This is a genomic window from Corynebacterium matruchotii (genome assembly GCF_011612265.2).
Lineage (GTDB): Bacteria > Actinomycetota > Actinomycetes > Mycobacteriales > Mycobacteriaceae > Corynebacterium > Corynebacterium matruchotii.
Window position 1 is genome coordinate 2524541 of sequence record NZ_CP050134.2, and the last position, 26065, is coordinate 2550605.

At 57.3% G+C, this 26065-nt stretch carries 21 protein-coding genes and 1 tRNA gene; 12 read left to right on the forward strand and 10 right to left on the reverse strand.

The genetic code is table 11. From position 1 onward, the window contains the following. Positions 1-2 precede the first annotated feature (2 nt). From HBA49_RS11220 to HBA49_RS11240, 5 genes are all read left to right on the forward strand, one after another. On the forward strand, positions 3-1325 hold the full coding sequence (locus HBA49_RS11220) for an alpha/beta hydrolase (RefSeq protein WP_005524733.1): 1323 nt from the start codon (positions 3-5) through the stop codon (positions 1323-1325). Further along, the gene (locus HBA49_RS11225) at positions 1322-3853 is read left to right on the forward strand and encodes a DUF2156 domain-containing protein (RefSeq protein WP_040431246.1); all 2532 of its coding nucleotides are present in this window, start codon (positions 1322-1324) and stop codon (positions 3851-3853) included. The genes HBA49_RS11220 and HBA49_RS11225 overlap by 4 nt, the downstream gene beginning before the upstream one ends. After that, positions 3853-4482: an esterase/lipase family protein gene (locus HBA49_RS11230; RefSeq protein ID WP_040431244.1), complete on the forward strand. Its 630-nt coding sequence runs from the start codon at positions 3853-3855 to the stop codon at positions 4480-4482. Before HBA49_RS11225 ends, HBA49_RS11230 begins: the two co-directional genes overlap by 1 nt. 344 nt (positions 4483-4826) lie before the next feature. Further along, the gene (locus HBA49_RS11235; RefSeq protein WP_005524591.1) at positions 4827-5105 is read left to right on the forward strand and encodes a helix-turn-helix domain-containing protein; all 279 of its coding nucleotides are present in this window, start codon (positions 4827-4829) and stop codon (positions 5103-5105) included. A gap of 840 nt (positions 5106-5945) precedes the next feature. After that, positions 5946-6221 (forward strand): hypothetical protein, encoded by a 276-nt coding sequence (locus HBA49_RS11240; protein ID WP_005523982.1) that lies wholly within the window; start codon positions 5946-5948, stop codon positions 6219-6221. A 50-nt stretch (positions 6222-6271) separates the two neighbouring features. Here HBA49_RS11240 and HBA49_RS11245 read toward each other — a convergent pair. Beyond that, positions 6272-6359 (reverse strand) — tRNA-Ser (locus HBA49_RS11245). A 45-nt stretch (positions 6360-6404) separates the two neighbouring features. Here HBA49_RS11245 and HBA49_RS11250 point away from each other — a divergent pair. After that, a complete protein-coding gene (locus HBA49_RS11250) occupies positions 6405-7376 on the forward strand; it encodes an NAD(P)H-quinone oxidoreductase (RefSeq protein ID WP_005524062.1) in 972 nt (323 codons plus the stop codon). 8 nt (positions 7377-7384) lie between these two features. On the opposite strand, the gene HBA49_RS11255 is transcribed toward HBA49_RS11250, so the two are convergent. Continuing rightward, positions 7385-8581 (reverse strand): aminotransferase class V-fold PLP-dependent enzyme, encoded by a 1197-nt coding sequence (locus HBA49_RS11255; RefSeq protein ID WP_005524161.1) that lies wholly within the window; start codon positions 8579-8581, stop codon positions 7385-7387. Between the two features lie 118 nt (positions 8582-8699). Here HBA49_RS11255 and wzm point away from each other — a divergent pair, with 118 nt between their 5' ends. After that, positions 8700-9605: a galactan export ABC transporter permease subunit Wzm/RfbD gene (gene wzm / locus HBA49_RS11260; RefSeq protein ID WP_050773670.1), complete on the forward strand. Its 906-nt coding sequence runs from the start codon at positions 8700-8702 to the stop codon at positions 9603-9605. Between the two features lie 20 nt (positions 9606-9625). Next, positions 9626-10444, forward strand: coding sequence for a galactan export ABC transporter ATP-binding subunit Wzt/RfbE (wzt, locus tag HBA49_RS11265; RefSeq protein ID WP_005519276.1), 819 nt, complete (start codon positions 9626-9628; stop codon positions 10442-10444). A 99-nt stretch (positions 10445-10543) separates the two neighbouring features. On the opposite strand, the gene HBA49_RS11270 is transcribed toward wzt, so the two are convergent. Beyond that, positions 10544-11212: a GNAT family N-acetyltransferase gene (locus tag HBA49_RS11270; protein ID WP_005524596.1), complete on the reverse strand. Its 669-nt coding sequence runs from the start codon at positions 11210-11212 to the stop codon at positions 10544-10546. A gap of 90 nt (positions 11213-11302) precedes the next feature. Here HBA49_RS11270 and HBA49_RS11275 point away from each other — a divergent pair, with 90 nt between their 5' ends. Then, positions 11303-14059 carry an IucA/IucC family protein gene (locus HBA49_RS11275; protein ID WP_005523996.1) on the forward strand — a complete coding sequence of 919 codons (2757 nt, stop codon included), beginning with the start codon at positions 11303-11305 and terminating at the stop codon, positions 14057-14059. 804 nt (positions 14060-14863) lie between these two features. Here the strand turns inward: HBA49_RS11275 and HBA49_RS11280 are convergent. The 4 genes from HBA49_RS11280 to HBA49_RS11295 all read right to left on the reverse strand — a co-directional run bounded on the left by HBA49_RS11280 (position 14864) and on the right by HBA49_RS11295 (position 18314). Beyond that, the gene (locus HBA49_RS11280; protein WP_005524524.1) at positions 14864-15709 is read right to left on the reverse strand and encodes a metal ABC transporter permease; all 846 of its coding nucleotides are present in this window, start codon (positions 15707-15709) and stop codon (positions 14864-14866) included. Next, a complete protein-coding gene (locus HBA49_RS11285) occupies positions 15706-16596 on the reverse strand; it encodes a metal ABC transporter permease (protein WP_005524233.1) in 891 nt (296 codons plus the stop codon). The genes HBA49_RS11280 and HBA49_RS11285 overlap by 4 nt, the downstream gene beginning before the upstream one ends. Further along, positions 16593-17297 (reverse strand): metal ABC transporter ATP-binding protein, encoded by a 705-nt coding sequence (locus tag HBA49_RS11290; protein WP_040431238.1) that lies wholly within the window; start codon positions 17295-17297, stop codon positions 16593-16595. Before HBA49_RS11290 ends, HBA49_RS11285 begins: the two co-directional genes overlap by 4 nt. A gap of 72 nt (positions 17298-17369) precedes the next feature. Further along, the gene (locus HBA49_RS11295; RefSeq protein WP_005519261.1) at positions 17370-18314 is read right to left on the reverse strand and encodes a metal ABC transporter substrate-binding protein; all 945 of its coding nucleotides are present in this window, start codon (positions 18312-18314) and stop codon (positions 17370-17372) included. A 130-nt stretch (positions 18315-18444) separates the two neighbouring features. Here HBA49_RS11295 and glfT1 point away from each other — a divergent pair, with 130 nt between their 5' ends. After that, on the forward strand, positions 18445-19389 hold the full coding sequence (gene glfT1 / locus HBA49_RS11300; protein ID WP_005519259.1) for a galactofuranosyltransferase GlfT1: 945 nt from the start codon (positions 18445-18447) through the stop codon (positions 19387-19389). A gap of 1481 nt (positions 19390-20870) precedes the next feature. On the opposite strand, the gene HBA49_RS11305 is transcribed toward glfT1, so the two are convergent. From HBA49_RS11305 to HBA49_RS11315, 3 genes are all read right to left on the reverse strand, one after another. Then, positions 20871-22133 (reverse strand): MFS transporter, encoded by a 1263-nt coding sequence (locus tag HBA49_RS11305; protein ID WP_005524002.1) that lies wholly within the window; start codon positions 22131-22133, stop codon positions 20871-20873. 240 nt (positions 22134-22373) lie between these two features. Continuing rightward, the gene (locus HBA49_RS11310) at positions 22374-22895 is read right to left on the reverse strand and encodes a GtrA family protein (protein WP_005524720.1); all 522 of its coding nucleotides are present in this window, start codon (positions 22893-22895) and stop codon (positions 22374-22376) included. A gap of 11 nt (positions 22896-22906) precedes the next feature. Continuing rightward, entirely contained in the window at positions 22907-23998 is a 1092-nt protein-coding gene (locus HBA49_RS11315; protein WP_005524063.1) for a hypothetical protein, read from the reverse strand. 180 nt (positions 23999-24178) lie between these two features. Here HBA49_RS11315 and HBA49_RS11320 point away from each other — a divergent pair, with 180 nt between their 5' ends. Both HBA49_RS11320 and dprE1 read left to right on the forward strand, forming a co-directional pair. Then, positions 24179-24403, forward strand: a complete 225-nt coding sequence (locus tag HBA49_RS11320) for a hypothetical protein (protein ID WP_005519251.1) — start codon at positions 24179-24181, stop codon at positions 24401-24403. 220 nt (positions 24404-24623) lie between these two features. Continuing rightward, positions 24624-26051, forward strand: a complete 1428-nt coding sequence (gene dprE1, locus HBA49_RS11325) for a decaprenylphosphoryl-beta-D-ribose oxidase (protein WP_005519250.1) — start codon at positions 24624-24626, stop codon at positions 26049-26051. Positions 26052-26065: the final 14 nt, after the last annotated feature.

Consider the following 26065-nt stretch of genomic DNA (forward strand, 5'->3'; position numbering starts at 1 on the left):
TTATGGCACACGTTTATCAATGGCTCAGCATTCCCATCACTAACCTGGCCGCGGTCACGCTGTTTCTCGCCGCACTCGTGGCCCTCGCCGTCTGGGTGGGCTGGCGCAAACCTTATCGCATACTCGTTCGAGCCGCACTGATAAGTGCACTGTTTACCGGCGCTTTTTGGCTGCTTTACGACGTCATCATCATCCCATACATGGAAAAACTGATGCCCATCCTCTACCCGGGCATCGCCCTCCTGGCATTCATCATCCCGCTGAGCATCAACAAGCGTGGCATCATCGCCATCGCCGCCACCATCCTCCCAGCCATGGGCCTCACCAATGCCGCTTACGACCAATACGCCACCCTGGCCGACCTGCTCCCCAGCCGCAACGTCGTGCCCCTCACCTACCAGGAATTTCAACACCAACAGGCCGCCCCTACCATCGACGGCAATCCGGTTGGGGCGCTGGTGAGCGTGGACATCCCAGCGTCGAAAAGCGGATTCCCGGCGCGCACCTCACTCGCCTACATCCCGCCAGCGTATTGGTCGGGGGCGCACCTGCCGGTGGTGGTGATGATGGCGGGCAATCCCGGTTCACCAGGGCAATGGTTTGGGCCGCTGAATGCCCAGGCGGCGTTGCAGAGTTTCCAGGCCGCGCACCATGGGGTGGCGCCGATCGTGTTTTCCATTGACGCCACCGGTTCGACCAACGGCAACCCGTTATGCATTGATGGCCCGGAATATAAGGTGCACACCTGGCTTGCCGACGACGTGCCAACTGGCATCAAACGCATGTTCACCGTAGACAGTGACCAGAATCACTGGACCATTGGGGGGCTATCGTATGGGGGTACTTGTGCGCTTCAAGTGGTGACAAATTCGCCTAGCTCGTACGGTACTTTCATTAGTTATGCTGGTCAGGGCGAGCCCATATATAAGGACCATACGACTACTCTAAAAATGTTCTTCAATAATGACGAGGCAGCGTTTCAGGCCGTGAATCCAATGAATTTATTACAACATCCCACTCCAGAGCGCCGGGCCGAATATCGGCGGTTGGCCGGCTGGTTTATTGCCGGCACTGCCGATGAGCATTCGCAGCAGGCGCTTCGTCAGCTTCACGAGATTGCCCAGAATGCTGGGATTGATTCGCGGTACACGGAGATTCCCGGTTCCCATACGGCCCGGGTGTGGCGGACGGGGTTTGGTCAAACATTGCCGTTTGCGGCGGCGCGTGGTGGGCTCACCGCCGGGGCCGACAAGGGCGCTGACAGCGGCGCCGAAGCCACCAGCACCAACACCACGGCCGCTAGCACCAAGGGGCGGGCAGCATGAAATCGTTGATGCAGTCGCTTCGGAAAACCAAGAGGTCGCAGGATCAGGGTGTCTCCGCGGACGCCGCAGCCGCCAAGGCACCCAACAACGCCAATAACACCGGCAACGCAACCGCTGCCCCTGGCGCCGGCCGAGTAAAACTACTCGCATACCTGCGGCATGTGACGTGGATTATTCAGGTGGCGCGCCGGGTGCCAATCACATCGGTGTTGATTGTGGTGGCGTGGGTGATGTGGCTACTGGCCCGCAACACGTCGCCGCAGCGGGCCTATGGGTTGACGTCGGATATGGCGGGCCAGTCGTGGCGGTTTTTCACTTCCGGGTTGACGGAGAAGACTTTCCCAGCATTGTTGATTGCCACGGTGGTGTTGGCGGTGTTGGGGAGCGCCGCCGAATACATGTTGGGGAGCCGCCAGTATTTGGGGTTTGGCCTGGTGTTGCAGGTGTTTTCAGTGATTGGCATGCTGGTGACCCGGGATGTGATGGTGGTGTGCCGGTCGTCGTGGGCGAAGGCATGGTTGACCGAGCCGTTTTTGTCGCAGATTCCGTGGGTGTTTGGGGTGGCGACGGTAGCGTCATCGCATTTTGGTAGGTTGTGGCGGCGCCGCCTGTTGGTGGTGTTGTTGGTGATTACCGGGTCGATGGTGTTGTATTCGGGTTCTGCCGCGGATGTGGCGCGGCTGATGGCTGTGGTTGCTGGGGCGGTGATGTCACGGACGCCGGTGCGGGGTTCGTTGCGGCGAAGTTCGCTTCAGGAGTTTCGGCTGCTCATTGCCGCGGCGTTTGTGATGATTGCCGCAGGCCCGTTGATGACGTCGGTGAATCCGGATTCTGATGCACCGTTGTCGCGGATTTATCTGCTCACGTGGGAGGAGAGCCCGGTGACGGTGCGTGAGGCCGGGGTGTTGGGCGCGATTTTTAATCTGGTGCCGTTGATTATTGCGGTGGTGTTGGCGATCGGATTGGCCCGGGGCCGGCGGATTGCCTGGTGGGGTGCCCAGGTGTTTTTGTGGGCGACAATTGCAGGATTGCTGTTTGAGGCGTTTCGGATTACGAAGCTGGAAACAGATATTCCTATTAATCTCATGGCTTCGTATGGGTTGCTGACGGTGTTGCCGTGGTTGGTACTCATTGTGGTGTTGCTTGTATATTGGCGGGATTTCCGGGCGCCGGCGGAGCATGGCACAACAAAGCTGCTGGTATTGCGCATTTCGTCGTTTGCGGTGTTGGTGTGTTGTTTGTGGGTTGGGAGCGTCATGGCGTTGCGGGATCATTTTGAGCCGCATGTGTCGCTGTTGGGGACGATAAAAGCCCTGCGGGTGGTATTGTTGCCGCCGGTGTTATCGAGGGTGTTTACGGCGGATATTCATCCAGCGGACCAGTTGGGCTGGTGGCTGGGGTTGTGGCCGGGCCCGGTGTTGGGGATCGCGGTTGCAATTTTCTTGTATATTGCGTGCCGGTCGACACATGTGGAGTTGGGGGATGATGCAAAGCATCAGCGGATGCACCAGATTTTGACGACTGGTCGGGGTGGGGATCATTTGTCGTGGATGACATTGTGGCCGGGCAATTTGGTGTGGGAAGCCAAGGATGGCGCTGGTTATGTGGCATATCGGCTGCATTCGTCGACAGTGCTTACGTTGGGTGAGCCGGTGGTGAATTCGGGTGATGCCACAGCCCAGTCACTTGCCGATGAGTTTGGGAAGTTTGCAGAGCAACAGGGGTGGACGTTGGCGTGGTATTCGGTGGGGGCAGAGTTTGCCGCGGGCCGGCCGGGTACGTCGAAGTTGCAGGTGGCTGAGGAATCGATTGTTTCGACGGAGTTAGTGACGTTTCGGGGGAAGAAGTTTCAGGATGTGCGGACTGCCCGGAATCGTGCCGGTAAGGAAGGGATTCGGGCGGTGTGGACCACGTGGAATGATGCCGGCACGATGATTCGTAGCCAGATTCGGGCGTTATCGGAAGAGTGGGTATCGGATAAGTCACTGCCGGAGATGGGGTTCACGTTGGGGAATCTTTCCACATTGCATGACCCGGAAGTGCGGTTGATGTTGGCATTGGATGAGCACGATAATTTACATGGGGTGACGAGTTGGTTACCGGTGTATGAGGATGGGGCGCTTGCCGGGTGGATGTTGGATTTCATGCGGCGGGATCCAGCTGGGTTTAGGCCGGTGGTGGAGTTTTTGATTGCGGAAACTTTGGTGCAGGCCCATGAGGATGGTTTAGGCTGGATTTCTTTGTCGGGTGCGCCGTTGGCGCATGAGGCGTCTGGTGAAGAAAATCCGTTGAATATTGTGACGGATGTGTTGGGCCGCACATTGGAGCCGCTGTATGGGTTCCGTAGTTTGGCGTCGTTTAAGCGAAAATTTTTGCCAGAATATGCGCCGTGGTTCCTGGTGTATACCGACCCTGCGACTCTTCCAGCGATAGGATTAGCGGTGAGTGCTGCATATGTGCCAGACTTTTCGATCGCAGATATGCAGCGTGCTGCCCGACAATTACTTGCCGCCCGCAAGGAGGAATAATGGCTTTGTTCGACTGGATTCCGCGGTTTGATCCGCGTAAGGCGTTACCGTCATCGATTGGTACTAGTGGTACGCCTGTGGTGTTGCTGCATGGCGCATATAGCACCCCGAAGGCGTTTGGGGCGTTGGCGGTGGCGTTGAATGAGATAGGGCGGCCGTTTATAGCTCCCGATTATGCGCATTATGGTACGGGCGCGTTTGTCGATGGGCTTCGGGATGTGACGGCCATTTGTGAGGGGTTTCGGTCGTTTGACATAGTGGGCCATTCGTTTGGTGGCATTGTAGGACTCCAGTTGTTGCGGCAGCCGGAGTTTGTGGGAAAGGTGTCGACGATCATTGGTTTGGGCACGCCGTGGCGGGGGTTGCCGACGAAGGGGAAGCATATGGTGAAGTTGTTTGGGCAGGCGTATGAGGATTTACGGGGCCCGTTTGAGGTGGATGATGTGGATCCTGCTACGAAGGTGTATTCGGTGATTTCCACGGCGGATAAGACAGTGAATCCAAAGTTTTCCCAGTTTGGGGAGGTTATAGTGTTGGATGGTTCGGTGGCGCATGCAGCGTTACCGAGGGAGACGAAGGTGATTACGTCGCTCCTGGAGGAAGCGGAGTTGGCCCGGGGGCAGCAATAGGTTTCGCTAGTCGATGGTGGGTGGCCTGGTTTTCCGCTGTAAGGTCGTCGACAAGTATGTGTGTGCTTGTCGACGCCCAAAGGTGCGGGAACTTATGGAATATCAGCTATTTTTGCAATTTTTGAATGGTCGCCACACATGCTTGCCGCATGACGATTCTTGACATTCATGCCCTCAATATGAGTAGCACCCCCTAGTGAGGGAATGTGTTCTGTGTCGCAATCAAAATCTCTGCTCTACTATTTTATGCGACTTACAAGTCATTAGTTCAATTGGCGATATTTAATCCAGTCCAAATAAACTTTATCTATTAATCTCTTTGACATCCATATAGCGCGACTGACATGCTCAACATCATGGGAAGTAGATCAAGAAATGATGTTGGAGCGTTTGGAAAAATCGTCGCCGAGATCCTGAACGACGCACGATTAAACCACAATGTTTCGCAACTTCAACTTCAAGAATCCACAGGTATTTCCCAATCCCAGCTATCAAAGCAATTACGTGGAATTCGGGCAATTAACCTTGATGAACTTGAAGCAATCTGCGCCACATTATCAATATCTGTAAAAGAAGTTCTTATCCTTGCAGAAGCAAAACTCGACGCCACCCGAAAGGCATAATGAAGCCCTTAAAGTCCCCACATCCACAGCCCCACAATGCGAGAAATCACGGAGGGTTCCGACGGATAATCGACCCAATAATCCATAGGATAAGTTTATTTAATACCACCCTCATGTGGCGACCATCTTATATAATCTCTTAAATGAAATTTATTACCATTAGTATCAATATGTGAGGGTCATCATATCAATCTGGGGGTGTTTTCCAAAACTCTACCAATACATTAGGCCGATTCGGTAACACCCTCACTTTGAATGCTGCCTCTGATGGATCCGCATGACGTATCGATCCAGTAGCACACAATTTATCCTCACCCTAGGGGTGTCAACCCTCTTTCTTGCTGCCCCCTGTCCACCTGCCCCGATTATTCGCGGCAGACCTGGTCGGTGCGGCACTCGCCGGATTGGGGACGCAAAATCCAAGGAGGGTATTGGGAGGGTGCTCAAACCTATACACAGGGCGCGTGGCATGCTTAGTCAAACATGTGTGCTATGCGTCCCGCTTTATCAATTTAGGTAGCTGACCAAACTCAACAGCCCCCATCGGCCGCAGCACTCAGGGAGCCGAGACATACACCGGCTAGGGATTTAAGTCCCCAGAAGAAGTATGCTCCGTACACATAATGGTAGCAGCACAACCAAGGCGTACAGTTTCCGCGTTCCCCAAGCTTAGACGAGATAAGAAAATCAAAAACATTGGATCACGCTGAAGCCCCCAATGGGTTCTTACGGACAACTCTTAAATCAGTGCAGGTCAGGCTTTTTTAGCGTCAAAATGGAACAGCAGGAAACCCGCCATGAGTTTCCCCACTAAAACAAAACCCTACAAAGGAGTCGCACATGACCGACCAAGAGAAAATAGCCTATTTGGAGCAAGCACTCCGGGAGAAAGACCACGAGCTCATGCGGGCCCGGCAGGAGTTTTCTAGTCAGATTGCGGCCAATGATCTGGGGGACGCCTCACTGCGGCACAGGATAGCGCTAACGGAACAAGAACTTGGGTTTATGCGGCAACAACTCGCCGACAAGGATGCCGAAATCGACCGGCTCACCAAGGTGGTCGACACATTACAGGGAGCCATCGCCACGTTGAATGGTTCCGGCGCGGGCGCATAGCACAATAAACCCCCAGGTCACACCGTACGATGCGAGCTGGGGGCTGTACTTGGCGGAAGCGGGGGGATTTGAACCCCCGGATAGTTTCCTATCGCTGGTTTTCAAGACCAGTGCATTCGGCCGCTCTGCCACACTTCCCTATGACAAGGAAAGATTACCAAAAAGTCGGTACGCTGTAAAAGCATGAAAGCGATAGTTGTTACGGCTGATAAAACCCTGGAATTGGCCGAGGTTCCCACCCCACAATTGCGGGCCGGGGAGGTGCTCGTCAAGGTCCATGCGACCGGGGTGAACCGGGCGGATTTATTGCAGGCCGCGGGCTATTACCCGCCCCCACCAGGCGAATCAGAGATCATGGGGTTGGAGTGCGCCGGCGAAATCGTGGATACGGGCGACACCGACCGTCAGGTTGGCGAGAAGGTTGCGTGCCTCCTGGCGGGCGGGGGCTACGCCGAATATGTGGCGGTGCCGGCCGGCCAGCTGCTGCCCATTCCTGAAGGTTATTCCTATGAACAGGCGGCCGCGGTGGTTGAGGTGGCGGCCACAGTGTGGTCGAATCTGGGCATGCTCACCGGGTTGGCGGCGGGCCAGACCGTCCTGATTCATGGAGGCGCGGGTGGGATTGGCACGTTTGCTATCCAATTGGCGAAGCATTTGGGGGCACAGGTGGCGGTCACCGCGGGTAGCGTCGAAAAGCTTGAAGCTTGTCGACGCCTGGGCGCGGACATCCTCATCAATTATCGGGAGGAAAACTTCGCCGACGCGCTCAAGAACCGGTGCGACCGGATTCTCGACATCATTGGGGCGAAATATCTGGATCAGAACGTGACCGCGCTGGCGCCGGACGGGCACATGGTCATCATCGGGATGCAGGGCGGGGTCAAGGGCGAGCTCAACATTGGCAAGCTGCTGGCCAAACGCGGCACGATCTCGGCGACGGCGCTTCGGGCACGCAGCCACGCCGACAAGGCCCGAATCGTGACAGACACCATCAAGCATGTGTGGCCGCTGCTGGCCGACGGAACCATCACACATCAGCTGCACGCCACTCTCCCGCTTGCCGATGCCGCCCGCGCCCACGAACTGCTCCGCAGCGGTGCCGTCACCGGAACCCTAGTTTTGAACGTTTGTTCGAACGAGGCATCAAAAGGTTAATCGAACATTTATGCGAGTGACGCAAGGACTCGGATGAGCTGATCCACGTCGTGAGTCGTGTTATATGGCCCCAGGCCCACCGTGATCGCCCCATCGGTGTCCTCCAAGCCCATGGCCGACAGCAATGGATCCGGCTTCGCCACCGTGGTGACCAGGCGATTATCTATGAGTCGGCGGCGGATCGTTGACGCCGGAACCCCCGGAATGCAAAAGGTCACTCGGGGAATCCGGGTGGCCGTCGACCCGTAGGCGATCTCGCCCGTCACCCCAAACACATGCAGCCGAGTCATACTGCTCAACGAGTCCGCTAGATAGTCGGCCATGCGCCGCAAATACAGGCCAGCCTCAAACAGGCTGGTTTCCAGCCGCTGCCGCCGGGAGCCATGATCCTGCTCTACCAACCCGGCAAGATGATCCACGGCGGCAGGCAGCCCAGCAACAAGGCCTGGGGCCACATCCTCAAGGAACGCGGCCATGTCGATGCGGGGAAACATGGAGGTGTCCCGAAACGCTAACGCCGCCACCTGGGGGGCACCAATGGCCGTGCAGTCCACGATCACCATGTCCACCCCCAGGTCATCTATAGTGATCGGCGAGAATCCCGCCAACGCGGTGGCGTCGACAAGCACCCAAGCCCGGGAATGCTCCCGAACGTTTTCGGAAATCTGGGACACGTCATTCACCGTGCCTACCTGGGGATGCACCGCCGATAACGTCACCAGCCGAGTGTCACCGGTCACGAGATTCGTGTACTGCCATGCCGGCACCTCACCGGTCCCCAAATCCGGTTCAGCATAGGCGATATCGTCGTTGGTGAGTTGATGGGTATCCGCCCGCGACGCTAAAAGCTGGCCGCGACGCAGCACAGGCCGAAGCGCGGTATCCAACCGTTGGTAAAGAACATCAATGCTGGGCGCAAGAATCACAGCATTAGCAGTTGTGCCAGTAAGATCGGCGACCGCCTGCCGCGCGGCCTTCATTTGCGACTCAGCCCCCAGCCTCCCCATTTCGGGGGCAACAGAATGATTACCATGATTACCCGTATTGGGCTCCACATATTCTACAACCGGCGCTTGACGGAATCCGCGGGCCACCGCAGACGACACTCGTTCGGGGATTTGCGGCTGGGCATGAGCGGACAAATACGTCCAACCATCGCCTAATGACGTGTACAAACCACGCACTCGCGCTACGTCAAAGACCATCTGGGACTCCTTCAGCATGTCCATAATCAACCTTTTAATAGTATGCCTACCGTATCCATTGTGCGCACAGAGACCACTAAGCTAGAAATCTGTGCAGGATCATCAAGATGAAGAAAAACTGGCAAAACCGCCGCAGACTACTACGTCCGTGACGCTTTCAGAACAGATCAACCGCATCACCAATGCGACCGACTTAGACCCTGAACCCTCAGGTTCAAAGACTTTCGCCGCCGCCTGGCATGACCTCGTGCGTGGTTTTCACCAACACGAACTGTGGCTCCAACTGGGCTGGCAGGATATTAAACAACGATACCGCCGATCCGTCCTAGGACCGCTATGGATCACCATTGCTACTGGTGTGATGGCTGCCGCACTTGGACTATTATATTCAGTTCTCTTTAAGATTCCGGTAGCGCAATTCCTCCCCCATGTGACGGTAGGGCTTATCATGTGGACGTTCATCTCAGGTTGTATCAAGGAAGGCGCGCAAGTTTTTATTGATAATGAGGGCCTAATTAAACAACTGCCTTCCGCGCTCTCTGTCCATGTCTACCGACTCGTATGGAAGCAAACCCTCTTCCTTGGGCATAATTTGATTATTTGGGTTGCCCTCATGGTTATTTTCCCTAGGCCATTGGGGTGGGATTTCCTCCTGGCCATACCCGCGCTTATGCTCCTAGTTGCCAATGGTGTGTGGGTGTCCATGTTCTTCGGCATCATAGCCACCCGCTACCGGGACGTCGCGCCCCTCCTCGAAGCCGGCACCCAACTATTGTTCTATGTCACGCCCATTGTGTGGATGACCCAAACCCTGAAAGACCAGGGCGGCGCCATCTCCGACCGGGCAAAACTCGCCCAACTCAACCCGCTTTACCACTACATGGAGGTCGTCCGCGCCCCACTCATCGGCGCCGACCTGCCCGTCTACCACTGGTGGGTTGTGCTCGGATGTACCGTTGCTGGGCTCACCATCGCCCTGCTCGCCATGCGGCAATGGCGGTTCCGGGTCAGCTACTGGGTATAACTTTGAAGGAGACGTGACTCATGGTTTCGATTGATACTTACAACGCGTGCGTGGACTTCCCCATTTTCGACGCGAAATCCCGCTCCATGAAAAAGGCCTTCCTCGGGGCGGCCGGCGGCGCCATCGGCCGCAATAAGGACAACACCGTGGTGGTTGAGGCGCTGCGCAATGTGAATCTGCATCTCCGCGAGGGCGACCGGGTGGGGCTGGTCGGCCATAATGGTGCCGGCAAATCCACCCTGCTGCGCCTGCTGTCCGGCATTTACGAGCCCACCCGCGGCTCCGCACACATCCACGGTCGGGTCGCACCGGTGTTCGATCTCGGTGTGGGTATGGACCCGGAGATCTCCGGGTATGAGAACATCATTATCCGCGGGTTATTCCTCGGCCAGACCCGGAAACAAATGAAGCAAAAAATGGATGAAATCGCCGATTTTTCCGAACTCGGCGAATACCTTTCCATGCCGCTGCGCACCTATTCCACCGGCATGCGCATTAGGTTGGCCCTGGGGGTGGTGACCTCCATTGAGCCCGAAATTTTGCTTCTCGACGAGGGAATCGGGGCGGTGGATGCCGCCTTCATGGCCAAGGCCCGGGCTCGCCTCCAGGAGCTGGTGAAACGCTCCGGTATTTTGGTGTTTGCGTCCCACTCCAATGATTTTCTCGCCCAACTCTGCGACACCGCCCTGTGGATAGATCACGGCGAGGTTCGGGAAGCCGGCCCGATCCCAGATATTGTTGAATCTTATGAAGGTCCGGGTGCCGCAGAACATGTGCGACGCATTATCGAGGATTTGCATAATGGGGATGCGGAGAACATGAGCGCCGCCCCTGAATAAGGGTGGGGCGAGTTTGTGGCGGGGCTGGCTGCGCCGATGGGTTTTGGCGGTTCCTGGGCGGGTTTCGTCGGGCCCAGCGGCAGGCCATGGTCATCTGAATTATTCGGATGGCGCGGGGCCTGGGCGTTCTCCGGTGAGGAATTCATGAAGGCTCGGGGTGTGGCCGGTGATGACGACGTCGGGGTTGGGGGTGTAGTCGTCACGCCGCAATTCGGCCAGGACCGCGGGTAGCGGAGTGCCGTTCGGCCCGGCAGGGGCTGTGACCGACTCGACCACCCGGTAACCGACCTTGGCGGATACCGCTGCAGAAGCGTGATTGCCGGCTATCCAGACGGTTTGCATGACGGTAGCCCCCAGGGTGACCAGGCCGTATTCGCAGATGGCGCGGCGAATGGTGGTGCCATAGCCGCGTCCCTGATGCTTGTGGAGCACCCAGGAACCAGTACTGATACAGCGAGTGGTGGCAAAGTTGGTGGCTCGAAGGTCTATGGCACCGATAAATTCGCCTGTATGTTCGTTAAAAGCAGCAAGGTCTAATGACCATTTTTTCGAACTCATATTCGCACGGTTGGACCAGCGGAATTGGGCCGCGGCCACGGGGGTTGAGGTGAAAAGCCAGGTGAACGCATGATCGGGAATCGTGTCGCCGTAAATGTCCGCGAATGTTATGGTGCACACGTGGGGCAGGTGCTCGTCGGTGATGGCGACGATGCGCAGGCCGCCCGCCCGGATTTGGAGGGTGCTTGGTGGCCATAGAGTTTCCAACATGGCCTTATCCTAGTCCCGGTTTATCGGTTTTCCCACGCGGGATTTAGCTGCGCGTTGGCTGTGGGGCGGAAGAAATGGTGTGATAGAGACATGGATATTTCGGCTGCTCGACAAACCATTCGGTCACGGTTAATTACGGCACTACGAGAAGAAGAGTTGATTCCGCAGGATACGCCGATTCCCCCAGATGAGGACCCGGTAATGGTGTTACGGAAGCTTCGATCTGAGTTGACGGTTCCAGCCACAAATTTTGATCGGGCGGCCGCCGAATTGGCGGATAGTGTGGTGGGATTGGCGCGGGCGCGTGAGGGCGTGGCGCGACGCTATCAAAGCCGCACGTCGTTAGGCAATATGGAGCAGCTGGTGTGCGAGGGGCACCCAAAACATCCGTGCGCGAAAACGTCGCTGGGGCTGGGAGACGCCTATAAGGATGTACTGCCGGAGCAGGTAGAAACGATTCAGCTGCGGTTTGTGGCGGTTCGGGAACAGCTGGCGCGCACCTCGGGAATGCCGCTCATTGCGGCGCTTCGCAGCCAGATTCCGGGACTGGCCGACCGGTTGGCGGCGGAGTGTCCGCCGGGGTTTGTGGTGGTGCCGGTGCACCCGTGCCAGGATGTGGCACTGTCCGATGATGTGCGGGAGCTGGCCACGTCGATAGCAGCGGAGCCGCTCATGAGCGTGCGGACGCTGCGGGTGAGCGACGAAACCGGGTGTGTGCACATCAAAACCAGTGTGGGGTTTCAGCTGACCGGGGCGATTCGGGGGATTTCGTACACGGCGTTGGCGGGGCCGGTGATTGCCGAGCGCGCGGAACAGCTGATGCGCACGTCGGGGATTTCCCCCTACACCAGCGACGATACGCCGGCGTTTCGGGTGGCGCGGGACTTGGCGGGGGTGCGGGTACCGCAGGCGGATGGAAATTCGTTTGGGGCGATCGTCCGGGTGCCACCCCAGGGGATTCCGGCGGCGGCCCTGTTGGCGACGAATCCGCTCACGGGGGAGAATTTCTTCGCGGAGTTTTTGGCGGAGTCGGGGGCGACCCCGGCGGAGTGGTTTGATCGATTGTCGACGATCCTGATCCAGCCGGCGCTCACACTGCTGGACCAAGGGTTGGCGATGGAGCCGCACCCACAGAACACGGTCATTGAGCTGCGGAATGGTTGGCCGTATGCGGTGACGGTGCGGGATTTCGGCGGGTGCCGGATTGTGCGCGATTCCGCGTTCGGCCAGCGGTACGATTGGGGTTTCCTGGAGGGCACCGCACTCCTGAGCGACCATGATACCGCCTATGACAAGCTGATTTATCCGATGATTACGAATTTGGTGTTGGGGTTGTGCGAGGCGGCGGGCATTGATCCGGGTACGATAGCCCTGGATAATCTGCCCCCGATGCTGCCGCGGAAGCGCATGTTTGGCATGCGGTTGTCAGGGGCGGTGACGGAGCAGGATTACGTGCGGATTCCCAATCCGATTCCGCCGGTTCCGCTTGTCGACGAGCTCCCGTGGGCGCGCGAACACGTGTCCGAACGCCTCACCGAAACCATGGCGGTGGAAGGCCTCACGCAACTCCCTGAATGCGATGTGGATAATGCGGTGACCACCTTGGCCCATGTCAAACAGGTCGTCGATCGTCGACTCCGATTCTACCGGTCACCGGCAGACCTGATCTCCACCGCTCCCCCGGAGCTGCGTGGCGTTGTTGCCGACTCTTTGGCGATCACCGGCCATAATGTGCACCCATTAGCGAAGCTGCGCCTGGGGTTTGATGCAAAAGATTCCGCACTGTACGGGCCAGAAAATTTCCGGCCCACCAATCTCAAGCTGATTGGTGTTCACCCCAATCTGCTCGCAGAGACCGGGGACGTGACGGCAATACTGCGGGCCGAGTTTCCCGAGAATACGCCGAACACTACGCTGCGCATTGTTCCCGTCCACCCGTGGCAGTGGGAACATGTGATCGGTGCGGAATTCGCCCGGGAGATCGCCGCCGGCACGATCATGGACACGGGGGCAACGCTGCCGGTGCTGCCCACGCTATCGCTCCGAACCGCACTGACGTTCCATCTGGGAACGTCGGGACACCGGCTATTCATCAAGACGTCGGTGGATGCGACATTGACGTCGACGCGGCGGTCCATGTCGCGGGATTCCGCCCTGGGCACCCCGCTAGTGGCCGCCCACCTGGCCGGCTTGGGGTTGCCGTGCGATCTGCTGCCGGAGATCGCTGGGTGCGCCTACGATGGGCCGAAGACGAATCCGCGGGCGGTTCGGGGATTGAGCACGCTCATCCGCGAGTCCACACCCCGGACGGCCATCACGGCGGCCGCGCTGCGGGGACTGCCCACGGTGACGGAAGAGTTCTTTTCCCGCTACGCCCGCGACCTACTATCAACGGTGCTGCCCACCATGTGGCATGCGGGCATTGCTTTGGAAGCGCATTTGCAAAACACCCTGGTGTATGTGGATGATGACTTCCAATACCAGGGAATCTGCCTTCGGGATTTCTCCGGCCTGCGGGCCTACCGGCCCCGGGCCACGGGTGTACCCATCCGGGATGGCGCCATCACCATGACTGATGACTACGACGTGTTCATCGCCAAGGGATATTATGCCGCCATTCCCGGCAACCTGGCGGCGTTTGTAGATCAGCTGCCCGATGATCCGCGCCATTATTGGCGGCTGGTCCGGTCCATTGTGAACGATCTGATTGCCGAGCATAATCCGCCGCAGGTGGACGTCGACAAGCTATTGGCGCCAACGATGAAGCAGAAGGCATTTCTGCGCATGCTGACGGACCCGGCGCGGGGTGATGTGTATGTGGATGTACCCAATCCACTTGTAGGATAACTGCTACTCGTGGGTGCAAAATCTATTGGGGTTTTGCGGTGTCTGCGTTGGGTTATGGGGATGCGCATGCTTGCGCCCTAGGTCTCTAGTTGATATCAAATGAACTATTTTTAGGTAACAAGGATGCCAACTAGGTGCTTTTTTCAAGTTTCACGTTATGATTTAGGTAGTGGGCACCTCCGTTTCTAGCCAACGGGGGTGCCTGCTATTTATGATTTTCGACTATTAGATCGCGGTTTTTGACGTTTCTGCTGGTAGCAGCGCAGCCAGATGATGAGTTTGGGTGCCCAATGGGTTGGGTAGTGTCCTATTTGTTCCCCTCCCTATTGAAGGGAAAACACAGCGAAATCTTCCCCGCCCATCATTTTGGGGGTGTTCTTTAGTTGTAAAATAGGTTCAAACTTTTTATTAAACTCTGCGTAATCATGGTGGGAAAACTGTCACCAGTAGGGTTTTTGCATCGCCGACCTTATTTCTACGGGCGCGACGGGTCACGGCTTGGGCACTACTTCTTAAGTATGGACATGAGAAAAATGAGCCATTGCTTAGCGACTACATGTGATGAGCTGATGAAAAATGAAGAACGACTCCAACCAAACGACCGCCGAGCCGCCCGCATCAACATTAACGGCCATCCCTACCAGCAGTGTTGCAGCAGCAACGCCCACAATCGGAGCACCTGGGGAAGATATATCGCAAATTCACCTTTGGTGTTGGTATAGAAGATAATAGTGCCACCCGGGAGCAGGTGGCGGTCTTCACGCTCATTGACGCCCCAATTGCACTCGTAAGGGCGTCGTCAAGCTACGTGCGGGACCGCAGGCGGACCACCACCCACACGGCGAGGAAGATCAGGCCGTCGACAAACGCCATGGTTGGGGACGTCGCCGTATTAAAATTATAGGCGACCCAAAAACCCACCTGGGAGCTAATAAGCGCCACCAATAACGTGACCGTCAGCATCGCCCCCTGGCTGTGGGTGACCAACAACGCCGTGGTGGCGGGCACAATCATGAGCGCCACCACCAGCACCGCGCCGGCCGCATTAAACGCCACCACCACAGTCAGGGAGGACAGCACCATCACCAGGTAGTCCAGCAGGCGGTGCCGCACCCCAATGGTGCGGGCAAACACCGGGTCAAACGTGGCAATAGTCAACGGCCGGCGGGCCAGAATCAGCACCACCAGGGTGACCACGCCGGCACCGCCCACAATCCACATGTCCTTCGGGCCCAGGTCGTAGCCGCCCACAATCCAGTGGGACATGGCCGCAATATTCAAATCCCCCACCAGCACCGTGTGCTCCGAAATCATGCTGCCCGCAAACCTGGTGGAGATCAAAATCACGCCGATGGCGAAAAACGCGGGGAAAATCAGGCCGGTCGCGGAGTCCTCGGTAAACCGGCCGCGGGCCCGCAGCCATTCCGTGGCGGCAATCACCACCACCCCGCCGATTGTGGCCCCCACCAGCAGGATTGGGTCGCGCGGGCTGCTCGCCCACAGCGCCGAAATCGCAATGCCCGGCAGCACCGCATGCGAGAGCGCATCCGACAACATGGCTTGTCGACGCAACACCAGCACCACCCCGGGCAGCGCCGTGGTGAGCGACACCACCGCCGCGAGCAACGCCACCGATACCGCAAAACTCATAGACGCTCACCTCCGCCAGGGTGCATGGCGCCGCGCCGGGGTGCGACGATCATGGAGACCAGCACAATCCCGCTCAGCACTAGCACGATAACCGGGCCGGTCGGAACCTTGCCCATCGTCACCGATATATAGGTTCCCAATACCGACGCCACCGCCCCAAAGAGGCCGGACAGAAACGTCATCCGGCCAACAGTTCGAGAAAACTGTCGGGCCGCGGCCGGCGGGAATACGGCGAACGCGATCATGAGGATCAGGCCCACCGCCTTCACCCCGATCACGATCGCAAGCACGATCAGCCCGAAGAGTGCGGGGGATAAAACCGCGGTTTTGAGGCCACTGACCTTGGCTAATGTCGGGTCGAAGGTCATGAGGGTGATGGGTCGCCACAGGAGCGCGACCGCAAGAAATACCACAAACGTCACCACGGCGATCGTTCGCACATCCAGGTTTGTGAGCGTGGCGGCGTTACCGAACATGAGGTCCTCAATTCCGCCTTTGCCCCGAATGTGGGAGCGCTGAATGACCTGCAAGATCAGCAGGCCGCCGCCCAGGAAGAGCGACAAGACCACCGCCATGGTGGCGTCGATCCCGATCCGGGTGGTGTCCGCCACCTTATTGGCCAGCACCACCGCTATTAGGCCGGTGATGAGTGCCCCCACCACGATCACCGGCATGGACCTGGCGTCAAACCCGCCGAAAATCAGGCTGACTACCAGGAATGCCCCCATCACGCCTGGGGTGGCGGAGTGGCCGATCACGTCCGACATGAGTGATTGGCGGCGCAAATACAGGAATGTGCCCATGGCCCCGGAGCAAGCCCCGATGAGCATGGTACCGATCACAATTCGCCGGTAGGAGAACTCGGAGAGGAACTCGATGAGGCTCATTCCAGTAGCCCCAATCCGAAGGCCTTGGTGATGTTTTCCCTGGTGAACTCCTCGCTGGTGGGGCCGGTGGCGATGATTTCCCGGTTGAGGATAGTCACATGGTCGCAGAGTTCGGCAACCGTGGACAGGTCGTGGTGCACAATGACGATCGTGGCGCCCTGGTCCCGCAGCTCGTGGAGCACGCCCCGGATCACTCGTTCGCTGGCGGCATCCACCCCGGCGAACGGCTCATCCAGCAGGTAGAGTTCTGGGGCTTGCACCAGGATGCGGGCCACAAACACGCGGCGGCGCTGGCCGCCGGACAGTTCGGAGATTTGCCGTTTGGCCAGTTCGGCAATGCCTACCCGGTCGAGGACTTCCATCACCCGGCCGCGGTGGGCGGCATTGGCGCGGCGCAGCCAGCCGAGTTCGGTGTACATGCCCATGGTCACCACCTGTTCCACGGTAATGGGATAGTCCCAGTCCACAGCAGCGACCTGTGGCATGTAGGCCACCTTGCGGCGCACCTCCCCGAGGGGTTTGCCGAAAAACCGCACGGTACCGGTGTGGTCCATGAGTTCGAGGCCGGCTTTGATAATGGTGGATTTGCCAGCACCGTTCGGGCCGAGAAGCCCCATGACGGATCCGACCGGCACGGTGAAGGTGGCGTGTTCGATGGCGAGGGTTGCCCCGTAGGAAACGGTGACATCGGTCATTGACATCGCCGAGGCTGCTTGTGTAGATGCTGCTGGGGCTGGTGTTGCAATTTTTGTTGTCTTTGCTTGATCCATGTATTAGCTCGCTAGGGCTGCGGAAATGGTGTCGGCATTGTATTTCATCACCCCGAGGTAGGTGTCGACCGGTGGGTTGGGGCCCAGCGAGTCGGCGAAGAGTTCCTTGTCGGAAATCGTCACTTCCCAGCCGCCGGCCTTCACGGTTTCTTGCAGCGAGTTAATGGCCTGCGGATTAGCGAGATTGTCCTGGAAAATGGTTTTGATCTGCTTTTCGGCAATGTATTCGCCCAATTCCTTGATTTCCGCTGGGGAAATTTGGGATTCCGAGGTGACAAAATCTGTAGCGCGAATCTCTAGCCCGAATTGTTTACCGAAATAGTTAAAGGCATCATGCCCGGTGATGAGGATGCGTTTGTCCTCCGGGATCGCATTGATTTTCTCCCGGACGTAGGCCGCGGTTTCGTCCATGGACTGCTCGTATTTTTTGGCATTTTCCTGGTACTTGTCCTTATTGTCGGGGTCGGTAGCGGCGAGTTTGTCGGTGATGGCCTGCACCACGTATTTCCAGTTTTCGGTGGAATTCCACACGTGCGGGTCATATAGTTTTTCCCCGTTTTCGCCCAAGTCGGGCCAGTCGAGCAGATCTTCCTTGGGGATCGCCTCGGCGACCGCTACCTGCCTGTCACCCTGCGATTTGAGCTGGTCAATCATGTGGGCTTCCATGTGGAGGCCGGACCAGAAAACCAAGTCGGAGCTGGAGATTTTTTCGGTGTCTTGGGTGGTGGGTTGGTAGGTGTGCGGGTCGCCGCCAGGCCCCACCATGACGGTCACGTCTGCGTCGGGGGCAATATTTTTCACTGTGTCGCCAATGTAACCAGTCGTGGCAAAAACGGTGAGCTTTTTATTCTCCCCTTGCTTATCGACGGCGCAAGCGGTCACAACCGCCACCAGGGAAATCCCCAAAATCACGGCAAAAATGGAGCGCTTATTGATAGTAATGTTCATATCAAATAAGCATACAAATAGGGGTACAAAACGCAAAATCCCAATATAAGGTAGCTTTACCTACCGCCCACGGAAAGGTGAAAGCCCCATGAGTCCCAACCTCTATCGCCCGATATGAAACAATAGAACCATGATTCTTTCCGCCACCGATAAAGTCGCCGCTGTTGTTGTCACCCATAACCGGGTAGAACTCTTGAGATCCTCCCTGGAAGTGGTAGCGCAACAAAGCCGACCAGTGCACTGGATTATTGTGGTGGACAACGGCGCCGACCCGGCCGTCGAAAAGCTCCTTGCTGAGATCGCCGGCGACCGGGGCATATATCTGCCCAGCAAAACCAACCTTGGTGGCGCTGGCGGATTCGCATACGGATTCCTGGTTGCGCTCGCACAGGGCGCCGACGCCGTATGGTGCGCCGACGACGACGGCCGGCCCGAAGGCCCCGACGTGCTCGCCACCCTCCAGGACTGCGCGGTCCGACACAACCTGGCCGAGGTGTCGCCCGTAGTCTGTAACCTCGACAACCCCGACCGCCTTGCGTTCCCACTCCGCCGGGGGCTGGAATGGCGCCGCCTCCGCAGCGAACTCACCGACCCGCGCGGCACCGAAGTCGGCGACACTGCCAACAACCTGGGCGACGACCTCCTCCCCGGCATCGCCTCCCTCTTCAACGGGGCCCTCATCTCCACGCGAGCCATGGAGGTTATCGGCATCCCCGACTATCGACTGTTCATTAGGGGTGACGAGGTGGAATACCACCGACGATTACACCGATCCGGACTTCCCTTCGGCACCTGCCTCACCACTGCCTACCTGCACCCGGACGGGTCCGAAGAATTCCGGCCCATCCTCGGCGGGAAAATGCACACCCAATACCCGGAGAATCCCGGAAAACGATTCTTCACCTACCGAAACCGTGGCTACCTCATGAACCAGCCCGGCATGCGCCGCCTCCTGCCGCAAGAATATGCCCGATTCGGCTGGTTTTTCCTGGTGCAGCAAAAAGACCCCAAAGGTTTCTGGGAATGGCTGAAACTCCACCGGTTAGGCCGCAAAGAGCGATTCTTCCGGCCATAAAGGCAAAGGTATAAATGTAAACAGCCTCGAACCCCACACCACAACCCCCGCGCTGTAATGCGCACTGTAATGCGCCGACATGGTGCGGGGTTTATGGTTGATGATCTTGATTACGCTGCTGCAGAAACCCAGGACCCAAGGCCCTTGGCTGTAGGTAGCAGGTTAGATAAGCATGGTTTCTGTCCTGAGGCCAAGTCGGCTCCTGCAGGTTTGAACTGCGACCAGTAGGAAACCATGCTTAGAACAAGTGCTGCTACTTGAGTTACCCACGAATCCTGGCTGCATAAGTTCTAAGCATGGTCTTTAATTCTGGGGCGTGTTGGCTCTTGGGGGTTTGATGTGGTGATTTTTGAAAACCATGCTTATCTAATCTGCTACCCCCAAGATGCCGTATGCAGCACACCTGATAAGCATGGTTTCTGTTCCGATGGTGTATCGGCTGAGGCATTGTCGGTGGGAAACCATGCTTAGAACATGTCCTAGGGGCTGGTCCGCCATATACTTAGCTGCCGCACATGTTCTAAGCATGGTCTTTGCCTGGCGAGCGTATTGACTCCAGGGGACTTGATGGGCCAGATCTCAAACACCATGCTTATCAGATATGCTGCTCATGATTATTGGTACTGCCCTAATACTCTCGGCAATATAGCAAGTTAGATAAGCATGGTCTTTGATTGTGGTTGGATGCTTGTCCAGCAGGTTTGAGCTGGCCTGTTTTAAAGACCATGCTTATCAAGTGTGCAGCCCACAGCCCCTTGGGGGTAGCGGATTAGATAAGCATGGTTTTGTTCTGATTGGCGTATTGATCCCAGGGGATTGAACTGCCACCGATAGAAGTCCAAGTTTAGAACATGTGCTGGTGATGTCCCACCCACCCACTTGGCTGCCGCACATGCTCTAAGCATGGTTTCCACTCTAGGGGTATGTTGGCCCTTGGGGGTTTAGGGTGGCAGATTTTGAAAACCATGCTTATCAGACATGAAGCCCCAGTCATTCCGTCTGGTAGCACAAGCCCTGAGCTTGACTTCACACTCCCTCCCGCCTAACTCCCAGTAGGTAAGATCTTTGCTACCCCAAACCCCAGCTCAACATCAGCACAGCACAACCCCTAAACCACAAAACCCCCTCCAGGTGCCCTGGAAGTTCACCCTTTTGAACGAAACCAAGCTTAGAGGAAATGCTACAGCAACCCAGAGCAGCGCTGCACATGCTCTAAGCATGGTTTCCATTCCGGGGGCGTACTGACTCCTGGAAGTTGAACTGTCATCAATAGAAGTCCAAGCTTAGAACATATGCGGCAATCAGGTGTCTCGGCGACCAGCCCCTAGCACATGTTCTAAGCATGGTCTTTCCCTAGTAAGCACATTGGCTCCAGGGGATTCAGGCCGGCAGCCCTCAAACACCATGCTTATCAAGTGTGCTACGCGCGGGTGCAGCAGGAGCACGGTCGCTAAGCTTGAGGTCCACCCGACATTCGGCCCTCAATCAATGCTGATGGCGCGCACACGCCGGTTCGTCAGGGCGCATACCACCATGGCGGCGTGCACTGCGACAATGATGAGCAGGATGGTTCGATATGGATCGATCCCTGTTGTGGGCTGGTGCCGAGCAAGCGTGTCGGCAACCACACCCCAGAGGGGAACGGCCAAGGCGCCCACCGCACCGACAACACTGATGAACACCGACATTGCCTGGCCGACCTTTTCGGATGGAACAGCCTGGACGAAGATTGTTTGGAATGGTGGGTTGAGCACCCCTTGGCTCGTCGCAAAGCTAAAACCGACAACCACGGCAACCAGGGCGGAATCCGTCACCGAAATGATGGCTAGGAGGAGACTGACCGCAAGATTACTGAGCGCCAGGAGCTTGAAGAACCTCATGCGCTCCGACAACCACGGGGCGGCGAGGTAGCCTATCGCATAACCAGCGGCAACCAGGGCATTCCACACCCCATACCAGGTGGCCGAAACATGCAGCGTGGCGGTGAAAAAATAAATGGCCACCATGCTCAACGCCGACGAACTGACAGCCTCCAGGATCGCAAAGGGCAGCATCACCCGGTAGCTTTCCGAACCGACCATGGCGCGGAGCCCGGCTTTCCACGCGAGCCAAAACCCCTCAGCGAGCCCGGCGGTTTGTCGGCTCATACTGTGGCGAATGGGCGCGAGAATCAGCGCCGCCACGAGCAATGCCACGGTTTCCAGCGCCATGGTGCCGGCAAACCAACCCCGATCAGCACCAATACCAGCCAAAATTGGCCCCGCCATGGACCCCAGCAAGGCGAAAAACCGCAACCAGCCGAGCAGCCGCACAAGCTCCTGGCCGTCCGCCAATCGGTGGGAAACCGACGCGGCGGCCGGCAAATAGGCTGTGTCACACATGGCCTCGATGACGGCAAGGGCAATGACCGCTAGAACGGCCGCCAAACCCCCGGTCGGGCAGAAGACCAGGATCGCAATAATCCCGGCGCTCGCAACCGCCCGCACCAGGCATGCCATGGTCATAGTGGCTATCGGGTCGTGGCGGTCCGACACCGCGCCCGTGAACAGCCCGGCGAGCAGCTGGGCAACCGCGATGACGGTCAGGAACCCGCTCACCCACGGCACGGAACGTTCCTCGCCAAACACCGCAAGAACGAACCACAGGCTAATGATCTTCGCCGCCAGCGATGTGGCCAGGTTAGACAGGAAGTCGCTGCAGAGGAGTCGCCACACCAGATGCTTTTTACCGCCAATTATGGTCATTGCCGTCCTTCATGCTGAGTTTTTCGACGCCAACCCGGCTCCCCTCCCACCCTATTGCACACAATGCGACTCGTACAAAAAACCATTCCATAAATGGAGTACTCGACATGACGAAAGGAGGTGGTCTATACGACATCATGACCTAGAACATTGATACCTTGCCTAAACAGCCAAAACGGCTGTTTAGGTTTTCTCCGGCAACAGGGCATGATCCGACCGCGGGAAGCGTCGATAAGCGGGCTAGCGTTGTTTAAAAATAAATGCCCGCTGCATGACAAAGTTCGTCACGGTAGCCACGCCTTGGGCGATGACGAAGGAAATCGTGTCCACGACGAACTTGGGCAGCTCGAAGGAGTGCAGCGGCATCGGCACCACCTTGTACAGAATGTTTTGAACGGCAAACGTGGACAGGTACAGGATGGCCACGGCCACGGTTGCCTTCGCAGAAGTTTTCGAATTGAACGTCCATTTTGCATTCATAAAATAGGCCGATGTGGTGCCAGCAACCCACCCCACGGCTTTAGCCCACCCCCGGGGCACCCCCAACACATAGTCCAGTAGCAAGGTTGTGCCGTAGTCGATAACGGCGCACACCACGCCCACCGCAATGAACCGGACAAGCTGGGTGCGCAGCGAACCATCGGACTGGGACTGCTGTGCCGGCTGCGGCGATGCCGACGATGCTGGTTGCGTAGGCTGTTCGGGCGATTCGGAAGGCATGGATGCTGAAGTGGTAGGAGTGCCTGGTGGGGTTGCTGTCATAAGCCACCAGGTTACAGGCGGAGCAGTTCCCGGTAAATCTCAATGCGCTCCACTGGGGACGATAACCCCCCAATATCCCGCAAATGTTTCAGCGAGTTTGGGCACAGCGCACGCACCTCGTTCGCTGTTTTGTTCCAACCGAGGGCCTGCACAATGCTTTCAATAATCGCATCGGTCACTTCCTCATCGCTCATGCAGCTGAGCCCCAGGACCACCGCCCAAAACGCATCCTGCTGCACCGGGTCTTCCTCCACCGGCAGCACCGCACACATCATGGCAACCTCCGGGTCGATGTCGGGGGTGCGGGAAAAATCAATGGCCTGCAGCAGCGGCACAAAGTCCAAAATGCCGGAGCGCCGAATCAGGTTAGCGGGCTCGGGTCGGGTGCGTCCCAGCACGGTTTCGATGGTTTCGGCGCCGGTGAGCCGGGTGTTGATCCTTGTGAGGTCGAAGCTGTCCTGGCAGGTGGCACATAACCGCATGCGATCTATGGCGCCGGAATTGCCGGCGGGGGCAGCGCTCGGGTTGCCGTGGGCGTCAACGGCGCCCACAAACCCAGAAGCAACCGACGCGCCGGGGCCGCCGGGGGTGCCGGGGCCGCCAGGGGGACCGGAACCACCCGGACCACCAGGACTACCGCCCGGCCCGCCGGCGTCACCATCGTAGAAATCGTCGAAATCGTCGTGGTCATCGAAGTCGTCAAACAGGAGATCCGCCATGGACCCAAAACCGCCTACACATAATGCGGTGGGGGTACCATTATCACGGGCGATAATTTCAATAAGTTGAATACGGATTTGCCATAAACCCACCACACAATGAAATTCATCACCATCGGCTTGTAAATGCTCCCATAATAAACTGTCGGGATCTAAGGTAGTACCCCCGAAGTTGCAACAATAACGGTCGAATTCTGGGTTATCGAGGTCGAAGCAAATCGTAATGATGTTATAGAATTCCGCCACCGTTACGGCGCTATCAACACCGATATGGCGGATAATCTCGTGGTCGGTGGATACAACCTGAGCTTGGATTATCAGCGTTGACTGCGCATAGGTAGCTGCCGCAGTGCCGCTACGGCTACTACTTACTGGGGTGGACATGGTACCCACAGTAGTGGCGAAAAATGAAAATTGCCGAAACAGTCTGAGAATTACACAAAAGAAACATGTGTTATCACTCTTGCTTACGGGGTTAAATGGGGGCAATTTTATGGCGGCTTTCCGCCGAGCTTTTCGACGCTTTTTGCCCATGGTTTCCCACCACCAGATAGCATATACATCATGTTTGGCCTGTTTAAGAAGAATATTTCCCCTGACCATGCCGCCGCGGATCACACAAATCTGCCGCTCGACAATTTTATGACAACCCTTATGGCACAAGAGCTACCATTCTTGGATTCCGCATCACGTATTCGGGTGTATGAGATTCTCAACACTTATGATGGACCAACCATCACTAGCCAGGAAGAATTACCCACAGAGATCCGTGAACTCATGGACCTATAGTCCCACTCATCCGCCCATTTATGAGTGATACGTCACGTTCTGCTGTGTGCTACCCCTCGAAACGGGGAGGAAATCCGAAATCAGACAGCAGGCGAGCTGAGGTGATCTCGCTTTCATGCTCCCGCTTACCCAGTAGTCAAACCCAAAAAATAGGTAGGGTTGAGCGTGAGAAAAATTTGAACTTAACCCAAGAAGCATAGAGAAGGTGGGCCAGACCCGAATGACGCAACGTCCAAACCTTTCCACAACCACACAGAAACTCACCGGTTGGGGCCGGACCGCCCCCACCACCGCCCAGGTGCTTGCCACCCCGGACGTGGAAGAGATTGCTCGTGCGGTTGCCCTGGTGGCAGAATCCAACGCCGATAAACCCGACTACCTCAAGCGGGGTGTGATCGCCCGGGGCATGGGCCGCTCCTATGGCGACCCGACCCAAAACGCTGGCGGCCTGGTCATTGACATGCAGCCGGTGAATCACATTCACTCCATCGACCCGGAGACCGCCATTGTCGACGTGGATGGTGGTGTCACTCTCGACCAATTAATGAAGGCCGCCCTGCCGTATGGCCTGTGGGTTCCGGTGCTGCCGGGCACCCGCCAGGTCACCATTGGTGGCGCCATTGGTCCTGACATTCACGGTAAGAACCACCACTCTGCCGGCTCCTTCGGTGACCATGTGGTGTCGATGGAATTATTGGTTGCCGACGGTCGGATCCTGCATCTTGAGCCGGAAGGCACCCCCGATGATCCTAAGGGTGACCTGTTCTGGGCCACCGTTGGTGGCATGGGGTTGACCGGCATCATTCTGCGGGCCCGCATCAAGATGACCAAGACCGAGACCGCCTACTTCATTGCCGACGGCGACCTCACCGCCAACCTGGATGAAACCGTGGCCTTCCACTCGGATGGTTCCGAGCATAACTACACCTATTCGTCTGCCTGGTTCGATGCGATTTCCCCGGAGCCGAAGCTGGGCCGGGCCGCTATTTCCCGTGGTTCGCTCGCCACCTTGGCCCAGTTGGAGGAGTTGGCACCGAAGCTGGCCAAGGAACCCCTGAAGTTCAATGCTCCCCAATTGGTGACGGTGCCGGATATTTTCCCCTCCTTCACCATGAATAAGCTCAGCATGATTGCCATTGGGGAATTGTGGTGGCTCAAGTCGGGCACCTATAAGAACAAGGTGCAAAACCTCACCCAGTTCTACCAGCCACTCGACCTCATTGGGGAGTGGAACCGTGGCTATGGCTCCAAGGGATTCTTGCAGTACCAGTTCGTGGTGCCCACCGATGCGGTGGAGCCGTTCAAGGAGATTGTGCGCGATATTCAGCGTTCCGGCCACTATTCGGCCCTGAACGTGTTCAAGCTGTTTGGTCCGGGTAACCGTGCCCCCTTGTCGTACCCGATGCCGGGCTGGAATGTGTGCGTGGACTTCCCGATCAAGAAGGGCCTGGGCGCATTCTTGGATGATCTGGACCGTCGGGTCATGGAGTTTGGTGGCCGACTGTATTTGGCTAAGGAGTCCCGTACCTCCGCCGAGAACTTCCATAAGATGTATCCAGGTTTGAAGGATTGGTTGAAGTTGCGGCACGAGATCGACCCCACCGGGGTGTTCGCCTCCGATATGTCCCGTCGACTGGAACTGAACTAACAAGAAAGGCATGT

Bases quoted from the DNA above. Each gene is read 5' to 3' on its own strand.
- HBA49_RS11220 (WP_005524733.1), top strand. From the start codon at position 3: ATGGCACACGTTTATCAATGGCTCAGCATTCCCATCACTAACCTGGCC.
- HBA49_RS11225 (WP_040431246.1), top strand. From the start codon at position 1,322: ATGAAATCGTTGATGCAGTCGCTTCGGAAAACCAAGAGGTCGCAGGAT.
- HBA49_RS11230 (WP_040431244.1), top strand. From the start codon at position 3,853: ATGGCTTTGTTCGACTGGATTCCGCGGTTTGATCCGCGTAAGGCGTTA.
- HBA49_RS11235 (WP_005524591.1), top strand. From the start codon at position 4,827: ATGCTCAACATCATGGGAAGTAGATCAAGAAATGATGTTGGAGCGTTT.
- HBA49_RS11240 (WP_005523982.1), top strand. From the start codon at position 5,946: ATGACCGACCAAGAGAAAATAGCCTATTTGGAGCAAGCACTCCGGGAG.
- HBA49_RS11250 (WP_005524062.1), top strand. From the start codon at position 6,405: ATGAAAGCGATAGTTGTTACGGCTGATAAAACCCTGGAATTGGCCGAG.
- HBA49_RS11255 (WP_005524161.1), bottom strand. From the start codon at position 8,581: ATGGTCTTTGACGTAGCGCGAGTGCGTGGTTTGTACACGTCATTAGGC.
- wzt (WP_005519276.1), top strand. From the start codon at position 9,626: ATGGTTTCGATTGATACTTACAACGCGTGCGTGGACTTCCCCATTTTC.
- HBA49_RS11270 (WP_005524596.1), bottom strand. From the start codon at position 11,212: ATGTTGGAAACTCTATGGCCACCAAGCACCCTCCAAATCCGGGCGGGC.
- HBA49_RS11275 (WP_005523996.1), top strand. From the start codon at position 11,303: ATGGATATTTCGGCTGCTCGACAAACCATTCGGTCACGGTTAATTACG.
- HBA49_RS11280 (WP_005524524.1), bottom strand. From the start codon at position 15,709: ATGAGTTTTGCGGTATCGGTGGCGTTGCTCGCGGCGGTGGTGTCGCTC.
- HBA49_RS11285 (WP_005524233.1), bottom strand. From the start codon at position 16,596: ATGAGCCTCATCGAGTTCCTCTCCGAGTTCTCCTACCGGCGAATTGTG.
- HBA49_RS11290 (WP_040431238.1), bottom strand. From the start codon at position 17,297: ATGTCAATGACCGATGTCACCGTTTCCTACGGGGCAACCCTCGCCATC.
- HBA49_RS11295 (WP_005519261.1), bottom strand. From the start codon at position 18,314: ATGAACATTACTATCAATAAGCGCTCCATTTTTGCCGTGATTTTGGGG.
- glfT1 (WP_005519259.1), top strand. From the start codon at position 18,445: ATGATTCTTTCCGCCACCGATAAAGTCGCCGCTGTTGTTGTCACCCAT.
- HBA49_RS11305 (WP_005524002.1), bottom strand. From the start codon at position 22,133: ATGACCATAATTGGCGGTAAAAAGCATCTGGTGTGGCGACTCCTCTGC.
- HBA49_RS11310 (WP_005524720.1), bottom strand. From the start codon at position 22,895: ATGACAGCAACCCCACCAGGCACTCCTACCACTTCAGCATCCATGCCT.
- HBA49_RS11315 (WP_005524063.1), bottom strand. From the start codon at position 23,998: ATGTCCACCCCAGTAAGTAGTAGCCGTAGCGGCACTGCGGCAGCTACC.
- HBA49_RS11320 (WP_005519251.1), top strand. From the start codon at position 24,179: ATGTTTGGCCTGTTTAAGAAGAATATTTCCCCTGACCATGCCGCCGCG.
- dprE1 (WP_005519250.1), top strand. From the start codon at position 24,624: ATGACGCAACGTCCAAACCTTTCCACAACCACACAGAAACTCACCGGT.